At 63.6% G+C, this 15,527-nt stretch carries 17 protein-coding genes and 4 tRNA genes; 3 read left to right on the top strand and 18 right to left on the bottom strand.

From position 1 onward, the window contains the following. Positions 1-39: 39 nt before the first annotated feature. The 5 genes from ACIBI6_RS27880 to rplJ all read right to left on the bottom strand — a co-directional run bounded on the left by ACIBI6_RS27880 (position 40) and on the right by rplJ (position 4,099). Positions 40-804, bottom strand: a complete 765-nt coding sequence (locus ACIBI6_RS27880; protein ID WP_364358650.1) for an ABC transporter permease — start codon at positions 802-804, stop codon at positions 40-42. A gap of 105 nt (positions 805-909) precedes the next feature. Continuing rightward, on the bottom strand, positions 910-1,617 hold the full coding sequence (locus ACIBI6_RS27875; protein ID WP_364358653.1) for an ABC transporter permease: 708 nt from the start codon (positions 1,615-1,617) through the stop codon (positions 910-912). A gap of 98 nt (positions 1,618-1,715) precedes the next feature. Continuing rightward, on the bottom strand, positions 1,716-2,792 hold the full coding sequence (locus ACIBI6_RS27870; RefSeq protein ID WP_364358571.1) for an ATP-binding cassette domain-containing protein: 1,077 nt from the start codon (positions 2,790-2,792) through the stop codon (positions 1,716-1,718). 242 nt (positions 2,793-3,034) lie between these two features. After that, positions 3,035-3,415, bottom strand: a complete 381-nt coding sequence (rplL, locus tag ACIBI6_RS27865) for a 50S ribosomal protein L7/L12 (protein WP_040696004.1) — start codon at positions 3,413-3,415, stop codon at positions 3,035-3,037. A gap of 144 nt (positions 3,416-3,559) precedes the next feature. Beyond that, positions 3,560-4,099 (bottom strand): 50S ribosomal protein L10, encoded by a 540-nt coding sequence (rplJ, locus tag ACIBI6_RS27860; protein WP_364358575.1) that lies wholly within the window; start codon positions 4,097-4,099, stop codon positions 3,560-3,562. Positions 4,100-4,641: 542 nt separating this feature from the next. Here rplJ and ACIBI6_RS27855 point away from each other — a divergent pair. Further along, positions 4,642-6,255, top strand: a complete 1,614-nt coding sequence (locus tag ACIBI6_RS27855; RefSeq protein WP_396958340.1) for an MFS transporter — start codon at positions 4,642-4,644, stop codon at positions 6,253-6,255. A gap of 87 nt (positions 6,256-6,342) precedes the next feature. Here ACIBI6_RS27855 and ACIBI6_RS27850 read toward each other — a convergent pair whose 3' ends face one another. The 11 genes from ACIBI6_RS27850 to ACIBI6_RS27800 all read right to left on the bottom strand — a co-directional run bounded on the left by ACIBI6_RS27850 (position 6,343) and on the right by ACIBI6_RS27800 (position 12,493). Next, positions 6,343-6,897: an NADPH-dependent FMN reductase gene (locus ACIBI6_RS27850; protein WP_364358581.1), complete on the bottom strand. Its 555-nt coding sequence runs from the start codon at positions 6,895-6,897 to the stop codon at positions 6,343-6,345. Between the two features lie 190 nt (positions 6,898-7,087). Next, positions 7,088-7,801 (bottom strand): 50S ribosomal protein L1, encoded by a 714-nt coding sequence (gene rplA / locus ACIBI6_RS27845; protein ID WP_354960268.1) that lies wholly within the window; start codon positions 7,799-7,801, stop codon positions 7,088-7,090. Between the two features lie 78 nt (positions 7,802-7,879). Continuing rightward, positions 7,880-8,314: a 50S ribosomal protein L11 gene (gene rplK, locus ACIBI6_RS27840; RefSeq protein WP_062983809.1), complete on the bottom strand. Its 435-nt coding sequence runs from the start codon at positions 8,312-8,314 to the stop codon at positions 7,880-7,882. 108 nt (positions 8,315-8,422) lie between these two features. Next, complete coding sequence (gene nusG, locus ACIBI6_RS27835) at positions 8,423-9,202, bottom strand: transcription termination/antitermination protein NusG (protein ID WP_364358656.1); 780 nt, start codon at positions 9,200-9,202, stop codon at positions 8,423-8,425. A 105-nt stretch (positions 9,203-9,307) separates the two neighbouring features. Beyond that, a complete protein-coding gene (gene secE, locus ACIBI6_RS27830) occupies positions 9,308-9,691 on the bottom strand; it encodes a preprotein translocase subunit SecE (protein WP_364358585.1) in 384 nt (127 codons plus the stop codon). A 106-nt stretch (positions 9,692-9,797) separates the two neighbouring features. Continuing rightward, positions 9,798-9,870 (bottom strand) — tRNA-Trp (locus ACIBI6_RS27825). 231 nt (positions 9,871-10,101) lie between these two features. Further along, a complete protein-coding gene (locus tag ACIBI6_RS27820; RefSeq protein WP_396958339.1) occupies positions 10,102-11,160 on the bottom strand; it encodes a fused (3R)-hydroxyacyl-ACP dehydratase subunits HadA/HadB in 1,059 nt (352 codons plus the stop codon). A gap of 263 nt (positions 11,161-11,423) precedes the next feature. Further along, positions 11,424-11,594, bottom strand: coding sequence for a 50S ribosomal protein L33 (gene rpmG / locus ACIBI6_RS27815; protein WP_011211653.1), 171 nt, complete (start codon positions 11,592-11,594; stop codon positions 11,424-11,426). Between the two features lie 43 nt (positions 11,595-11,637). Continuing rightward, positions 11,638-11,713, bottom strand: a tRNA-Met gene (locus ACIBI6_RS27810). Between the two features lie 74 nt (positions 11,714-11,787). Further along, a tRNA-Thr gene (locus ACIBI6_RS27805) sits at positions 11,788-11,860 on the bottom strand. A gap of 141 nt (positions 11,861-12,001) precedes the next feature. Then, positions 12,002-12,493 (bottom strand): YajQ family cyclic di-GMP-binding protein, encoded by a 492-nt coding sequence (locus ACIBI6_RS27800; protein ID WP_396958317.1) that lies wholly within the window; start codon positions 12,491-12,493, stop codon positions 12,002-12,004. 201 nt (positions 12,494-12,694) lie between these two features. Between ACIBI6_RS27800 and ACIBI6_RS27795 the strand changes: the two genes are divergently transcribed. Next, positions 12,695-12,777: transfer RNA gene (locus tag ACIBI6_RS27795), tRNA-Tyr, on the top strand. A gap of 55 nt (positions 12,778-12,832) precedes the next feature. On the opposite strand, the gene ACIBI6_RS27790 is transcribed toward ACIBI6_RS27795, so the two are convergent. Further along, positions 12,833-13,831 carry a nitroreductase/quinone reductase family protein gene (locus ACIBI6_RS27790; protein WP_396958316.1) on the bottom strand — a complete coding sequence of 333 codons (999 nt, stop codon included), beginning with the start codon at positions 13,829-13,831 and terminating at the stop codon, positions 12,833-12,835. A 125-nt stretch (positions 13,832-13,956) separates the two neighbouring features. On the opposite strand from ACIBI6_RS27790, the gene ACIBI6_RS27785 reads away from it, so the two are divergent. Then, complete coding sequence (locus ACIBI6_RS27785) at positions 13,957-14,421, top strand: MarR family transcriptional regulator (protein WP_364358595.1); 465 nt, start codon at positions 13,957-13,959, stop codon at positions 14,419-14,421. Between the two features lie 24 nt (positions 14,422-14,445). On the opposite strand, the gene htpX is transcribed toward ACIBI6_RS27785, so the two are convergent. Then, positions 14,446-15,321: a zinc metalloprotease HtpX gene (htpX, locus tag ACIBI6_RS27780; RefSeq protein WP_364358598.1), complete on the bottom strand. Its 876-nt coding sequence runs from the start codon at positions 15,319-15,321 to the stop codon at positions 14,446-14,448. Between the last annotated feature and the right edge of the window lie 206 nt (positions 15,322-15,527).

Here is a 15,527-nt window from a genome sequence, read left to right as displayed (position 1 = left end):
GGCACCTCACTGCCGCTCCCATTTCGATGCCCCGCTCGCTCATCCGGCAACCCGCACTGTTGTCGTAGTGCCCCAGATGGCGAGACTCAGGAAGAAATCGAGCACATTCACGAGCACGATCGCCGCGCGCACAGCGCGACCCACCGCGACACCGACACCGGCCGGTCCGCCGGTGGCATTGAAGCCGTAATAGCAATGCACCATGATGATTACGAACGCGAAGACCAACACTTTGACGAATGAATACAAGACGTCTTCTGGTGGCAGGAACAGACTGAAATAGTGGTCATAGGAACCACTGGATTGTCCGTTGAACCAGATGCTGATCATTCGCGAAGCCAGGAAGGTGCCGAGCAGGCCGACGATGTAGAGCGGGATAACCGCGAGGAAGCCCGCGATCACCCGGGTGGTGACCAGGAACGGCAGACCCGGCACCGCCATCACCTCGAGCGCGTCGATCTCCTCGGAGATCCGCATCGCGCCGAGTTGGGCGGTGAAACCACAACCCACCGTTGCCGAGAGCGCGAGCGCGGCGACCAGCGGGGCGATCTCACGGGTATTGATATAGGCGGTGAGGAAGCCGGTCAGCACCGAACTGCCGAGCGCATCCAAGGCCTTGAAGCCCTGCAGGCCGACAACGACGCCGACCGAGCCGGACATGAACACGATGACGCCGATGGTGCCGCCGATGACGGCCAGCGCACCACTGCCGAAGGTCACCTCGGCCAGCAGCCGCATGACCTCCTTGCGGTAGTGCACCGCGGTGCGCGGAATCCAGGCGATGGCCTTGGAATAGAACGACATCTGGTCGCCTGCGCGATCGATGACATTAACCGGCACACGTGCGATCTCACGGGCCCGGCGGGCAGATTTCGCCAGCACCGGGGGACGGTACGAGGTGGCCACGGGTCAGGCGCCCTTGGCGGGGACGACCTGCAAATACACCAGTGTCAGGATCAAGTTCACGAAGAACAGAACCATGAAGGTGATAACCACGGATTGGTTCACCGCGTCTCCGACTCCTTTCGGGCCCCCTTTTGGATGCAACCCTTTGTACGCGGCGATCACGCCTGCGAGCAGACCGAATACCAAGGCCTTTATCTCACCGATCCACAGGTCCGGCAGCTGGGCCAGTGCGGAGAACGAAGCGAGGTAGGCGCCCGGTGTTCCGCCCTGCAGCAGCACGTTGAAGAAGTAGCCGCCGGCGATCCCGACGACCGACACCAGACCGTTGAGCAGCAGCGCGACCAGCATCATGCCGAGCACGCGCGGCACGACCAGTCGCTGCACCGGGTCGATGCCGAGCACCTCCATCGCGTCGATCTCCTCACGGATGCTGCGCGCGCCCAGGTCGGCGGCGACCGCCGAGCCGGCCGCGCCCGCGATGATCAACGCGGTCACAACGGGAGCGGCCTGCTGGACGGTAGCCAGCACGCTGGTTGCGCCGGTAAAAGACTCGGCGCCTAGTTGTTTGATCAAAGAGCCGGTCTGCAGCGCGACAACCGCACCGAACGGGATGGCGACCAGTGCGCTGGGCAAGATCGAGACACTCGCGATGAACCACGACTGCTCGATGAATTCGCGCAACTGGAAAGGCCGTTTGAACGTCTTGCGCATAACGTCGATGAGCAGCGCAAAGATGTTGCCGGCCTGGCCAAACCCCGACTCTACTGGAGTCCGCAATCGCGCCAGGGTGGAATTCACGATCGCAGATGTTACCCGTTAGTTGTGTTGTGGCGCACGGTAGTGTCGAACGACCCACCTTGGTATCCGCCCAGGTCCCCATTCTGGTACGCCATCACCTGCGTGTCGTCGCTCTCCGCAAGTGAATCCCGGATAGCCGCCTGGGCCGCGTGCGGCAGGGTGTGCATGATTTCGCGGACGCGCGCCTGGCGGCGAATCACAGCCTGGCGCACCGGCATCCCCGGAGTGGCCCGCATCTGCGGGATGATGCCCTCGACCTCCTCGGCGCCACCATGGTGGTGCCCTGCGTCGACGAGGGCCTGCTCGCGCGCCATCTGCGCCTCGTCCTTCTCCTCCGACATACCGATCGGACCGATCATGCGTCCGTTGAGGAACTGCTTGACCACCGGCTCCTCCGAGGTGAGCAGCACCTCGCGCGGACCGAACATCACCAACGAGCGACGGAACAGCATGCCGATGTTGTCGGGCACGGTACGGGCCAGGTTGATGTTGTGGGTCACGATCAAGATCGTCGCGTCGATCTGCGCGTTGATATCGATCAGCAGCTGCGACAGGTAAGAGGTACGGACCGGGTCCAGACCGGAGTCGGGCTCGTCGACCAGGATGATCTGCGGGTCCAACACCAAAGCGCGGGCCAGACCGGCGCGCTTGCGCATACCACCGGAGATCTCACCCGGGAGCTTGCCCTCCGCGCCGAGCAGACCGGTCAGCTCGAGCTTCTCCATCACGATCTTCTTGATGTCGGATTCGGTCTTCTTCGTGTGCTCGCGCAATGGGAAAGCGACATTGTCGAAGAGATTCATCGAGCCGAACAGCGCGCCGTCCTGGAACAGCACACCGAAGAGCTTGCGGATTTCGTAGAGCTCCTTATTGGAGCAGGTGGTGATATCGGTTCCGTCGATGAAGATCGAACCGCGCTCCGGACGCAGCAGGCCGATCAGTGACTTCAGAAAGACGGATTTACCGGTACCCGAGGGGCCGAGCAGCGCGCTGACCTCACCCGAGGGCAGCGTCAGTGAGACATCCTGCCAAATACGCTGTGAACCGAAGGACTTGGTAACACCCTCGGTCCTGACCTCGACGCCCACGCCAACCTCCACAAATTTCTCAGCGAACCACCCACCGGCGAACCGCGCTATTCGGTATCACGGTGTGTCGCGTCACAGTGGGTGCGGTCACTGTATCCCATGAGCATGACGCGGCACACCCTAACCTGACCGAAGAGTAACCCCGGATCACTCGCAATATTCGCATTACCGTCGCACGCGTCACGACAATGCAAACGGGCGGCCCCCAATGGGGACCGCCCGCTCGGCGAGTAACTCGCGAATTACTTGACGGAGACCTTGGCGCCGGCCTCTTCCAGCTTCGCCTTGGCAGCCTCGGCGGCATCCTTGGCGACCTTCTCCAGGATCGGCTTCGGGGCGCTCTCGACCAGGTCCTTGGCTTCCTTCAGACCCAGGCCCGAGACGATCTCGCGGACCACCTTGATGACCTGGATCTTCTTGTCGCCGGCACCCTCGAGGATGACGTCGAACTCGTCCTGCTCCTCGGCGGCCTCGGCCGGAGCGGCAGCGCCACCGACGGCGGCGACGGCGACCGGAGCAGCCGCGGTGACCTCGAACTTCTCCTCGAACTTCTTGACGAAGTCCGACAGCTCGAGCAGGGTCATGTTGCCGAAGGTCTCGAGCAGTTCGTCAACGTTGGCCATTGTTGGTTCCTTTCGGTAGTTGGTTGTCTATGTGGGCGAGCCGCACGCGATCCACCCGCTGTGTTGAATTTGCGGCATTCGCGGGGCCCTGCGTGGTTGCGACTGCGCTACCGCTCCGGGCCCCTCGCTCATGCCGCGGGGGTGTTACTCGGCGGCAGCTCCGCCTTCTTCGGCCTGCTTCTTCTCCTGCAGCGCGGCGGCCAGGCGGGCCACCTGCGAAGCGGGAGCATTGAACAGACCGGCAGCCTTCGCCAGGTTGCCCTTCATCGCGCCGGCCAGCTTGGCCAGCAGCACCTCGCGGGACTCCAGGTCGGCGATCTTCTCGACCTCGGCAACGGACAGCGCGGCGCCGTCCATGTACCCGCCCTTGATGATGAGCGCCTTGTTGTCCTTAGCGAAGGTCTTGATGGCCTTCGCCGCGTCGACCGGCTCGCCCTTGATGAAGGCGATGGCGGTCGGTCCGACGAACAAGTCGTCCAGGCCAACGACGCCCGCTTCCGCGGCCGCCCGCTTGACCAGGGTGTTCTTGGCGACGGAGTAGGTAGCGCCTTCGCCGAGCGCGCGACGCAGATCGGTGAGCTTACCGACCGACAGACCACGGTATTCCGTGATGACGGTGGCCGACGAGCTCTTGAACTGCTCCGTGATCTCCTCGACCGCGGTGACCTTCTCGGGTTTTGCCATACTTCGCCTCCTCTCTGGATGTCGGTTCGTATTCGAACTGCCGAGTACCAGGGGCCAGCGATAAAGCAAACGCCCCGAACGCAGAGCGTTCCGGGGCGCAATAGGTGATCGACCCGGGCATGGCCCAAGTCAATTCCCAGCCTCGGTCCTCCCTGCGTGGGCCGCCGGCTTGATGCCGGACCTTCGACCACGCCCGAATGGGCGCAGCGACCAACGGTCTTCGGTAGAACGGATTGGGTAGTCATCGAACTTGTCGATTACTTCGGTCCAGAGTAGCCGAACCCATCCCCATCTGCCAAAACGGCACTCCCTCAGCCTCCCCGGAACTTTCGCCGTTCGCGAGTGCCACCGGACGAACCTCGTGGACCTGCGGCTATGCCGGAGTTGCGTATTGGACGCATCCGTCGAGTTATTCGCGAAATCAGCCAGTGCCCGCATAGCTTCGACAACGTGTCGCCAATCACAATCGCTGACAGTTGTGGCGGATATCGCCACAACAAAGTGTTACCATTGGTGACAGTTACTGCTTGACTACTGAAACTATGGCAACCTCCATAGTCGATCCACCGGTGCTGTTGGAACGACGCACCAGACGCTTCATCGCTCTTGCCGTCATCTGTTCGGCGGAGCTGCTGGTCGTCCTCGACAACACCATCGTGAATGTGGCCCTGCCCTCCATCGGAGTGGAATTGGCCACCAGCGTCAGCGGCCTGCAATGGGTCGTCGATGCGTACACCCTGACCTTCGCCGGATTGTTGCTGGCCTTCGGCAATCTCGGCGACCGCTACGGACGCCGCCGCGTCATGATGATCGGCCTGGTCGGCGTGGCCGTCATGTCGGTCGGCGGGGCGCTGTCGGAATCCATGGGCAGTGTCATCGCCGCCCGCGCTGCCATGGGTGTCTTCGCCGCGGCCGTCTTCCCCGCCACCCTGGCGCTGATCATCAATATCTTCACCGATAAACGCGAGCGGGCACTGGCCATCGCCGCCTGGACGGCCATGGCCGGCTTCGCCATCGCGATCGGCCCGATCTCGGGCGGCTGGCTGCTGGAACACTTTTCTTGGCATTCGGTCTTCTGGATCAATGTGCCGGTGGCACTGATCGCGCTGGCCACCACCCTGATCTGGGTGCCCGAATCGCGATCCGCCCAGGTGGGACGGCTCGATCTGCCGGGCATCGGATTGTCGGTCACCGGCATCACCGCGCTGGTGTGGGCAATTATCGAAGCGCCGCGCTACGGCTGGCTTTCCACCACCACGCTCGGTGTCGGCACACTCGGTGTCGCACTGCTCGCGGCCTTCATCACGTGGGAATTGCGTACCAACGCACCGATTCTCGATATGCGGCTGTTCCGCAATCGCCGATTCTCCATGCCCGCCTTGGCGATTGCGGTCGGCTACTTCTCGATGTTCGGATTCCTATTCCTCATTACTCAGTACTTCCAAGGGGTGCGCGAGTACACGCCACTCGAATTCGGCATCGCCTCACTGCCATTCGCGTTTTCGGTGGCGATCGGCGCACCGATCGCGACGCTCATGGCGACCCGCATCGGCACCACGCCGGTGATCGTATTCGGGCTGTTGCTCACCGGGGTCGGGCTGTATCTCGGCGGGCAGGTGACGGTGGACAGCAGTTATGTCATCGACGTGTTACCGTCCATGGTTTCGATGGCACTGGGCCTGGCCATCGTGCAGGGCCCGGCGACCGAATCGGTCATGGGATCGCTACCGCTGAACGAAGCGGGCGCGGGATCCGCGGTCAACGACACCACCCGCGAGATCGGCGGTACCCTCGGCGTCGCGGTCCTCGGCTCGATCGTGGCCTCCTACTACACAACTCGCGTCTCGCCGCTGATCGACCGGGTGCCCGCCGGGATGATGAACTCCGACCAGCGCAGTCTGGTGAAGGCCAGTCCGCTCAGCGTGCTCGAGATCCGCAAACGAGAACTCGCACCATTCTTCGAGGTCCAGCGCGAAAACCTGATCACCGCAATGAAAACGGCAGCACTGCAGGGTTCCCACGCCGCATCCCTGGTCGCCGCGGGCGCGGTCGTGGTGTGCGCGCTGATCGTCGCCATCTTCCTACCGTGGGGTGTGCAGGAGGGCGAATCGGTGCTACTCGGCTGGCGCAAATCCTCAGAGCCCCAGGAAAACTGACCATCGAGACGAGTCGAATGGTGGCTCGGACCCCGGCCCGAAAGCCACCATTCGACTCGCCTGGGCGGGTGGTCAGGCGGGGGTGGTTCAAGCGGGGGTGGTCTGGTGGACCAGGCGGATGAGGGCTGTCAGTGCCCCGCTGCGGAATTCGGGGGTGGTGACCAGGCCGTCGGTGTCGACGGCATCGCGGGCTACCGGGAGTCGGGCACAGGTGGCCGGATCGACGATGGCACCGACGTAGCCCAGCACCGTGGTCAGGGTGGTGGCCGCGCCTTCGCCGCGGCCTTGGGCGGCGACATTGAGGAAGGCAGTGGGCTTTTCGTAGAGGTCGGCAGTGCCGACGGTCCAGTCGAGCAGATTCTTGAAGCTGCCGGGGAGGGTACCCGCGTATTCCGGAGTACAGAGCAGGACCGCATCGGCGCGCGAAATATGTTCGTGCAGTGCGACAACCGACGGATGACCGGTACCGTCGTCATCCGGACTGAAGGCGGGAAGTTCACCGAGGCCTTCGTACCAGAAGGTCTCGACACCCTCCGGCGCGATCGCCGCGACTGTGCGCAGTGCGGCGGTATTGGTCGAAGCACTACGCGTGCTTCCGGAGATGAGTAGTACGGCGGTCACCTCATGGCCAACCGTCGCCACGCGTGAAATAGTCCGAATCGCGGTGCGTCCGCAGCACCGCGAGCGCCCATACCGCCACCTGGGAAAATCAGCCGAATATGCACAAAGGGCGGAAACGCGAATCGCGTTCCCGCCCTTGCGGTAAAACTCAGCTTCCTGCGATAACGCTCAGCTTCCGAAGAGCTGGGCTATCGAAGAGCCGGGGTGCTACTTACGCATCCTCGTCGAGGAGGTTGCGGGTGCGGTTCGGGTCCACCGGGATGCCCGGTCCGGTGTTCGTCGAGACCGTGACCTTCTTGACGTAGCGGCCCTTGGCGGTCGACGGCTTGGCACGCAGGATCTCGTCCAGCGCGGCGCCGTAGTTCTCCACCAGCTTGGCATCGTCGAAGGACGCCTTGCCGATGACGAAGTGCAGGTTGGCCTGCTTGTCGACGCGGAAGTTGATCTTGCCGCCCTTGATGTCGTTGACGGCCTTGGTCACATCGTTGGTGACCGTGCCCGTCTTCGGGTTCGGCATCAGGCCGCGCGGGCCCAGGACACGCGCGATCCGACCGACCTTGGCCATCTGGTCCGGGGTGGCGATCGCGGCGTCGAAGTCCAGCCAGCCGCCCTGGATCCGCTCGATCAGATCCTCTGCACCGACGGCGTCCGCACCGGCGGCCTCGGCCTCGGCGGCCTTCTCACCGGCCGCGAACACGATGACGCGGGCGGTCTTACCGGTGCCGTGCGGCAGGTTGACCGTGCCGCGGACCATCTGGTCGGCCTTGCGGGGATCCACACCGAGACGAACGGCGACCTCAACGGTCGCGTCGGTCTTGGTGGTAGCGGTCTCCTTCGCCAGACGCGCGGCGGCCAGCGGGGAGTAGAGCTGAGTGCGATCGACCTTCTCGGCCGCGGCGAGATACGCCTTGCTTCGTTTTGCCATGATTGTCTGTCCTTAATGTGGTTCAGAAGTGGTTATCGGGTCTGGCCGACCCTCCCACCGGGATTGCGAGTGCGAGACTCACGCCTCGACGGTGATGCCCATCGAACGCGCGGTACCCGCGATGATCTTGGCCGCCTGGTCGATGTCCTTGGCGTTCAGATCTTCCTGCTTGGTCTTGGCGATCTCCCGGACCTGGTCCATGGTGACCTTCGCGACCTTGGTCTTGTGCGGCTCGGCCGAGCCCTTCTGCACACCGGCGGCCTTGAGGAGCAGCTTGGCGGCGGGCGGGGTCTTCAGCTTGAAGTCGAAGGACCGGTCCTCGTACACCGAGATCTCGACCGGAATGACGTTGCCACGCTGCGACTCGGTCGCGGCGTTGTACGCCTTGCAGAACTCCATGATGTTGACGCCGTGCTGACCGAGCGCGGGGCCGACCGGAGGGGCCGGGTTCGCCTGGCCGGCCTGGATCTGGAGCTTGATGATCCCGGCGAGCTTCTTCTTCTTGGGGGGCATCTTTCTTTCCTAGGGTTTTGGTGTCCTTGCTCTTTGCAAGCCTGGTGAATCAACCCGTGCGCCGGGCCGATTCATCCCGCGATCCCAGCCGGAGCCGAAACCGCGGAACTAGATCTTCGCGACCTGGGTGAACGCCAGCTCGACCGGAGTCTCGCGACCGAAGATCGACACGAGCACCTTGAGCTTCTGCTGCTCGGCATTGACCTCGGAAATGCTGGCGGGCAGCGTCGCGAACGGGCCGTCCATCACGGTCACCGACTCGCCGACCTCGAAGTCGACCTCGATGACCGGCTTGGGCGCGATATCGGTGGCGGCCGAAGTCGCGGCAGCGGCCTCGGCAGCGGGCTTCTTCTGCTGCTGCGCGGCCGGGACCAGGAACTTCACCACATCGTCGATGGAAAGCGGCGACGGCCGCGAGGTGGCGCCGACGAAACCCGTGACACCGGGGGTGTTGCGCACCGCGCCCCACGACTCGTCGTTGAGTTCCATCCGGACCAGGATGTAACCGGGCAGCACCTTGCGGTTGACGTGCTTGCGCTGGCCGTTCTTGATCTCGGTGACCTCTTCGGTCGGCACCTCGACCTGGAAGATGTAATCCTCGAGGTCCAGGTTCTGCACGCGGGTTTCGAGGTTGGCCTTCACCTTGTTCTCGTAACCGGCGTACGAGTGAATCACGTACCAATCGCCGGGGGCGCGTCGCAGCGCGGCCTTCATTTCGGCGACCGGATCGGCGGGTTCGGCATCGACAGGAGCGGCCTCGACAACTTCGGCGTCAGCGGCGTCGGATTCGTCGACAACAGCTTCCTCGACGGCAGCGGACTCCTCGACGGTCTGCACCGCGTCGTCGACCGGGAACTCGTCGGTTGTGTCGTTCTCCGGGGTGCTCACTGGGGCACTCGCTTCCTGTGTCGTCACGTACATCCTTTGCGTACCGGGCCTGGCGCGCTGTAACGCGCCGACCCGGGGTCGGCTACCGGCGTCGGCGGCGATCGGCTAGCCGAACAGCCAGTTGACACCCTTGATGAACGCCAGATCCAACCCGCTGATGAACGCGACCATGAAGATCACGAACACCAGAACAACGCTCGTATAGGTGACCATCTGCTTCCGGTTGGGCCAGATCACCTTGCGCAGTTCCGCGACTACTTCGCGCAGGAACTTGATCAAACGCTTGAACGGGTTACCCGTCTTCTTGCGTTCGGCCCGATCGGTCTTCTTGGCTGCCTTGGCTGACGACGGTCGATCGATCGTGGCGACCGAGCCCGAATCGGCATTCCGACTGCGCCGCGCGGACCGCTTACCGCTCGGGCGAGCCACCGCGGCGGTGTCGTCGTCCTCGGCATGCGCGCCGCGGCGAGTATCCCGCTCGTCGCTCACGCCGTCACCTCGCTGCGCTCGGCGCCGCCGTGCGCGATGCGCGATGTGCCAATGGCTCGCTCGCTACGCTCGCTCACGTCGATCCTTTCGTCGCTGGCATCCAGGGCAGGGGCGACAGGACTTGAACCTGCAACCTGCGGTTTTGGAGACCGCTGCTCTGCCAGTTGAGCTACGCCCCTTCGGTCGAACGATCCAGCTGTCCAACCACTGTTCTGTATTCAGTTGTCGTTCTTCTATCTGGTATCACACAACACGCGCGCCACTCCGGCAGTTGCCGGCCCCGTCGGCGAATCCTTGCGGACTCACCTGGAACCAGCCCTTGCAGAGCAGCGCGCAGCGGCTGGTGACCCCAGAAATCTGAGTGTACGTTACCGCCTGCGGCATATGCCAATCAGGGTCGCTCGACCAGGTCAGGCCAGTTGGACCGTCGCGGTGGCGCGCCCGAAGATCTTCTTGCCCGCCGACTTCGCCACGATGGCGACGACCGCGGTCCGGGTCTCCGGATCCACCGACTTCACCTTACCCGCGAACTCGACCTCCGCAGGTTCCTCGGAGCCGACGTAGACCGGGCTGGTGAAGCGCACGTTGTACTCCTTGACCGCGCCGGGATCGCCGAGCCAGGAGGTCACGAAACCGCCGCCGAGGCCCATGGTGAGCATGCCGTGCGCGACCACGTTCTCCAGGCCGACGAGTTTGACGACCTCGTCACTCCAGTGGATCGGATTCGCATCCCCGGAGACACCGGCGTAGTTGACCAGATCGCCGCGAGTGAGCCGGACGATGCGCGCGGGCAGTTCGTCGCCGACGGCGATGTCCTCGAAGTTGATCGCGTGCTTGCTCGGTGCGATCACGGGCGCGGGCACAGCGGGCACGTGGGTGTCAGCCACAGTGCGCGGATGATGGCTCGGGGCGTCCTCGTCGATGCCGTGCATGAGCACATTGCGGACCGCGCCCTGCAGGTTCGGATCGATATCGCCGCCGCTACGCCCGATCAGCGTGGTGTAGGTGGTGAGCACCATCTCGTCGTTCTGCGCGGTGACGATGTTCTTGGTGACGATGATGTCGCCGCCGAAGGCCTGCCGGAACGAGTGCAGGTAAACATCGCAGACCAGCCGGTCGCCGACCTTGATGGGGCGGTGGAATTCCAGGATCTGATCGGTCTGCATGATCTGACTCAGGTCGTAGCCCGTGACGATCTGCTCGAAGAGTTTGCGCTGGGCGAGAATTCCGACCAGGGAGATGAAGGTGAGCGGGGCGAGCAGTCCGTCGTAGCCGTACTCCTGTGCCGCGTCCTCGTCCCAGTGCGCGGGGTGGTAGTCCTGCACGGCGCGGGCGTATTCGCGCACCTTCTCGCGGCCGACCTCGTAGTAGTCGTCGACGCGGTAGTGATGACCGACCATCGCCGCGGCATGCGCCGCGGGATCGAGTTCTTCGTCCGTTGCGACCGCTTCGTCTGTACCGGTGTTGATTGTCACGGGAGGACTGTACCTATCTGACCCCGAGCCCCGGAGTCGACGGAGCGTTCACGACTGCGCCTCGCTAGCGCTCGGCTCCGTCGTGCCCGCTTGGCGGCTGTGTCGATCGGTTACTCGCTTCGCTCGCAACGCCCACCGCACTCGAGTCGTGAAACACGTCAGGGCCGGACATATGTCCGGCCCTCGCAAGTGTCACGACCCGATAATCCGGGACGCACCCGGAAGCCAATCAACGCGGCCGCGGCACGCGTGGTGAACTAGCGGGATTCGCGGTGCGCCCGGTGGGTGCCGCAGTTCGGGCAGAACTTCTTCAGCTCCAGCCGATCCGGGTCGTTGCGCCGGTTCTTCTTGGTGATGTAGTTGCGGTGCTTGCACTGCTCGCAGGCCAAGGTGATCTTTGGCCGGACATCGGTGGACTTCGCGGCCACGATATTCCTTCTTTCGGGTCAACCAGATGGTCTGATCGGTCTTTGGTAGCGATGGCCGGACTTGAACCGGCGACACAACGATTATGAGTCGTTTGCTCTACCGACTGAGCTACACCGCCACGGGGTCGCATTGCTCGGTGATGCCGCGCCCAACCTTGGAGATGCCGAGTCGGTCACCACCGGCAATCCGGCGAGCCCCCTAACGGAATCGAACCGTTGACCTTTTCCTTACCATGGAAACGCTCTGCCGACTGAGCTAAGGGGGCATGACTAGCTCCGCACCGTGGCCTAACGTTCAGGACTCCGGCGCGGCGAAGTCTTGAACGAGGTTACACACTCACCGGTCGCACCTCCAAACCGGGTGGTCAGAGCGGTTTTTGCGGCCACATACAGCGGCCGCCCAAAGCCTACCGGTAATTGACGAACTGTAGCGCGATGCCGAAGTCCTCACCCTTGAGCAATGCGATCACCGCCTGCAGATCGTCGCGCTTCTTACTGGAGACGCGCAGTTCCTCGCCTTGGATCTGCGCCTTGACACCCTTGGGGCCCTCGTCGCGGATCTTCTTGGAAATCTTCTTCGCATGCTCGGCGTCGATGCCCTGCACCAGCGTGCCGGTGATTTTGTAGGTCTTGCCGGAGGCCACGGGCTCGCCGGCATCGAAGGCCTTGAGCGAGATATCGCGGCGAATCAGCTTTTCCTTGAATACCTCGAGCGCCGCCTTGACCCGCTCCTCGGCCTCGGCGCTGAGCACGATCTTGTCCTCACCGGACCATTCGATACTCGCGCCCGTGCCACGGAAGTCGTAGCGGGTGTTCAGCTCCTTCTCCGCCTGATGCAGCGCGTTGTCGACCTCCTGACGGTCGACCTTGCTGACAACATCGAAAGACGAATCGGCCACACTTCGCTCCTGTCCTGGCGGTCCAACGGGTCTGCTGACCCTTTCGAGCGACCTGCAAGCAGTCGCTAGCGACCGGTTTCCGGTCATCGTCAGTTCTACCCCGGAGCGTGACGGTAGTCCCGTCGCATGGCCGATGGCCAGCCGGTTTGCATTCTGGGTGCGGGTTCGTTGTAAGCTGCACTGCGCGCCGAGAAGCGCGACGGCAGGTTGCCCGAGCGGCCAATGGGAGCAGACTGTAAATCTGTCGGTGAAAGCCTACGTAGGTTCGAATCCTACACCTGCCACCGAAAACCCCCGCCGATCACATGATCGGCGGGGGTTTCTCGTTTGTGCGCGCATTTACCGCTGTCGAAGTGCGGTCGGGTCGGTCGCATTCAGGGTTGCGACGAGCTCGTCCTCCTCGTAGCTGAAATGGGTTTCCAATTCATTCGCGAGACGGTCGAATTCGGCACGCAAACGAACCGGGTCGGCACTGTTGAGCAACAGTTGCAATTCGGCGAGTGCCGTCGCAACCACACCGTGCTCACGCTGCAGCCGCTCGACCACCGGAGCCAATTCGGGATGCTGGCGGACCAACGCCGGAAAGACACCGTCCTCATTGGTGTGATGCTCGTGCAGCGCACCACAAAATGCGACACAGTGGCTGCGTAGATCCATTGGCAGGCTTAGGTTTTCACTCGAGTCGTCGAGCCGATCCAGTTGCGTGCGAACCGTCGCGAGATCGCGCCGCAATTGCTCATGCACGGTCCGCAGATGGTCACCGATGGCGGCTGCGCGCGGGGCCGCCTGCTGCGGGGCCACATCACCCGAGCCAACGATCGCGGCGGAGACGCCCGCCACCGCGGTCGCGGCGACCGCCGCACCGACGATCACGCCGCGGCGGCCGATCGCGGCTCGCTGTTCGCGAGACAGCGCGATCACCGGTATGACTCTCGAGGTTCCCGCTTGGTATGCGGCAAATGCCGGATCGCGCTCGGCCTGTTCGGCGTAGCGCTGATCGCGCTCGGCACCAGCCAGCACTGTTGCGGTTGCCCGAAAAGTCTCGACGCCGGCCGCTTCGGCGATCTCCACAGTGACGGCCGGATTCCGCTGCACGTTGTAGAACCACGCCGGATGGGTGTCGGCGCCACCGTTCGAGCCGAAGATCAGTAGACGATCGCCGTCTCGGCAATAGACGACCGGCGTCGTGTGCTCGCGTCCACTTTTCGCGCCGACCGTGGTCAGCAGGATGAGCGGCACACCCTCGAACATCGCGCCGACCGACCCCGCGTTCGCGCGGAACTCGTCGATGATCGCCGCATTGAAACCCGCCGACGAAGTCGGCTGTGCCTCTGTCATGTCCTGTGCCCTTCCGGATCGCCGGGCAGACCGACGACCGCTGGTACTAGCCTTGCGAGAGAGATTAGATTTTGCTTTGCAAGCAAAAATGCTTTGTAAGCAAAGGCTATTTGGAGGTGTGCGGGATGTCAACGGGTGCGCGTGGCATCGGGGTGGACGAGGGCATTCGGAGTCTGCTGCTGCTCATGCCGCGGGTGGTGGGAAGGGCCAAGAAGATGCGTGTTCCCGAAGAACTGCAATCGTTTTCGCTCGCGCCGCGGCATCTGTCACTGCTGGCGAATCTGGTGTTCGAGGGGCCGATGACGGTGAACGAGCTGGCCGCGCGGCTGGAAGTCGCGCCGACGACCGTGAGCCTGATGGTGGGCGATCTGAGCCGTCAGGGGGTGCTGGAGCGGCGCTCGGATGCGGCGGATCGCCGTCGCACTATCGTCGCGATCGCGGCGGCGCACGAGAAGTCGGTCAACGCATGGCTCGGTGGCAGTGCGCGGGCGTGGCGGAAGGTGCTCGAACCGTTGAATGCCGAGCAGCGCCAGATGTTCGTGGAGACGCTACGGGCCTACGAGCAGGAACTCGCGGCCGAACACGATTGAGTGCGTTGCGGGTAGGCCCAGCGATCAGTAGTTGCGGGGCCCGCCCGCCATTTCCTCGAGTCGGGCGATGCGTTCGGCCATCGGCGGGTGGGTGGAAAACAGGCGCGCCGCACGCTCACCGGCCCGGAACGGGTTGGCGATCATCAGGTGCGACTGCGCCGTCAGCTGCGGCTCAGGAGGCAGCGGGGCGGCCTGTACGCCGCGCTCCAGCTTGCGCAGCGCCGAGGCCAGGGCGAGCGGGTCACCGGTCAGCTCGGCGCCGGACTGATCGGCTTGATATTCGCGGGAGCGGGAGACGGCCAATTTGACCAGGGTCGCGGCGATCGGCCCGAGCAGCGTCACCAGGATCACGCCGAGGATATTGGGGCCCTCGCCATTGCGATTGCCGCCGAACATCGAGGCGAAGAAGGCCAGGTTGGCCAGGCCGGAGATGACCGCGGCCAGTGCACCCGCGATCGAGGAGATCAGAATGTCGCGGTTGTAGACGTGCGATAGCTCGTGGCCGAGTACGGCACGCAGTTCGCGCTCGTCGAGGATCTGCAGGATGCCACTGGTGCAACAGACTGCGGCATGTCGCGGATTGCGTCCGGTCGCGAAGGCGTTGGGGGCGTTGGTCGGACTGATATAGAGCTGCGGCATCGGCTGACGCGCGGTAGTCGCGAGCTCGCGCACGATGCGGTAGATGACCGGAGCCTCCAGCTCACTGACCGGCTGCGCGTGCATGGCCTTCAGCGCGATCTTGTCGCTGTAGAAATAGGCGTAGGCATTCATGCCGACCGCGATCAGGATCGCGAAGAAGAGAATCATCGGACTGCGGAACAACGCCCCTGCGAACACGATCAAGGCCGAGAGGCCGACCATGAGCCCGAACGTCTTCAGCCCATTCGCATACCCGTGCATGTCCGCCTCTCCGCGTATTCAGGCCATACCGTCAGTGCCGCGAGACTTGGTCACAGGTCCTGCGTCGAGCGCCTGGTGGGTTCTGGGCGTACCCGGCGAGTTACCCATGTACTCACGAAATCAGTCGTCGCGTCTACCACGATCTCACCGATTGGATTACACCAGGTCAACGCCGAGGCACGAGCGAAGGTTCCTGATCGAAATGT

Origin of the sequence: Nocardia sp. NPDC050412 (genome assembly GCF_044458825.1) — a bacterium.
Lineage (GTDB): Bacteria > Actinomycetota > Actinomycetes > Mycobacteriales > Mycobacteriaceae > Nocardia.
The sequence above is the reverse complement of the archived record's forward strand: the minus strand, read 5'-3'. Positions and strand labels throughout refer to the sequence as shown.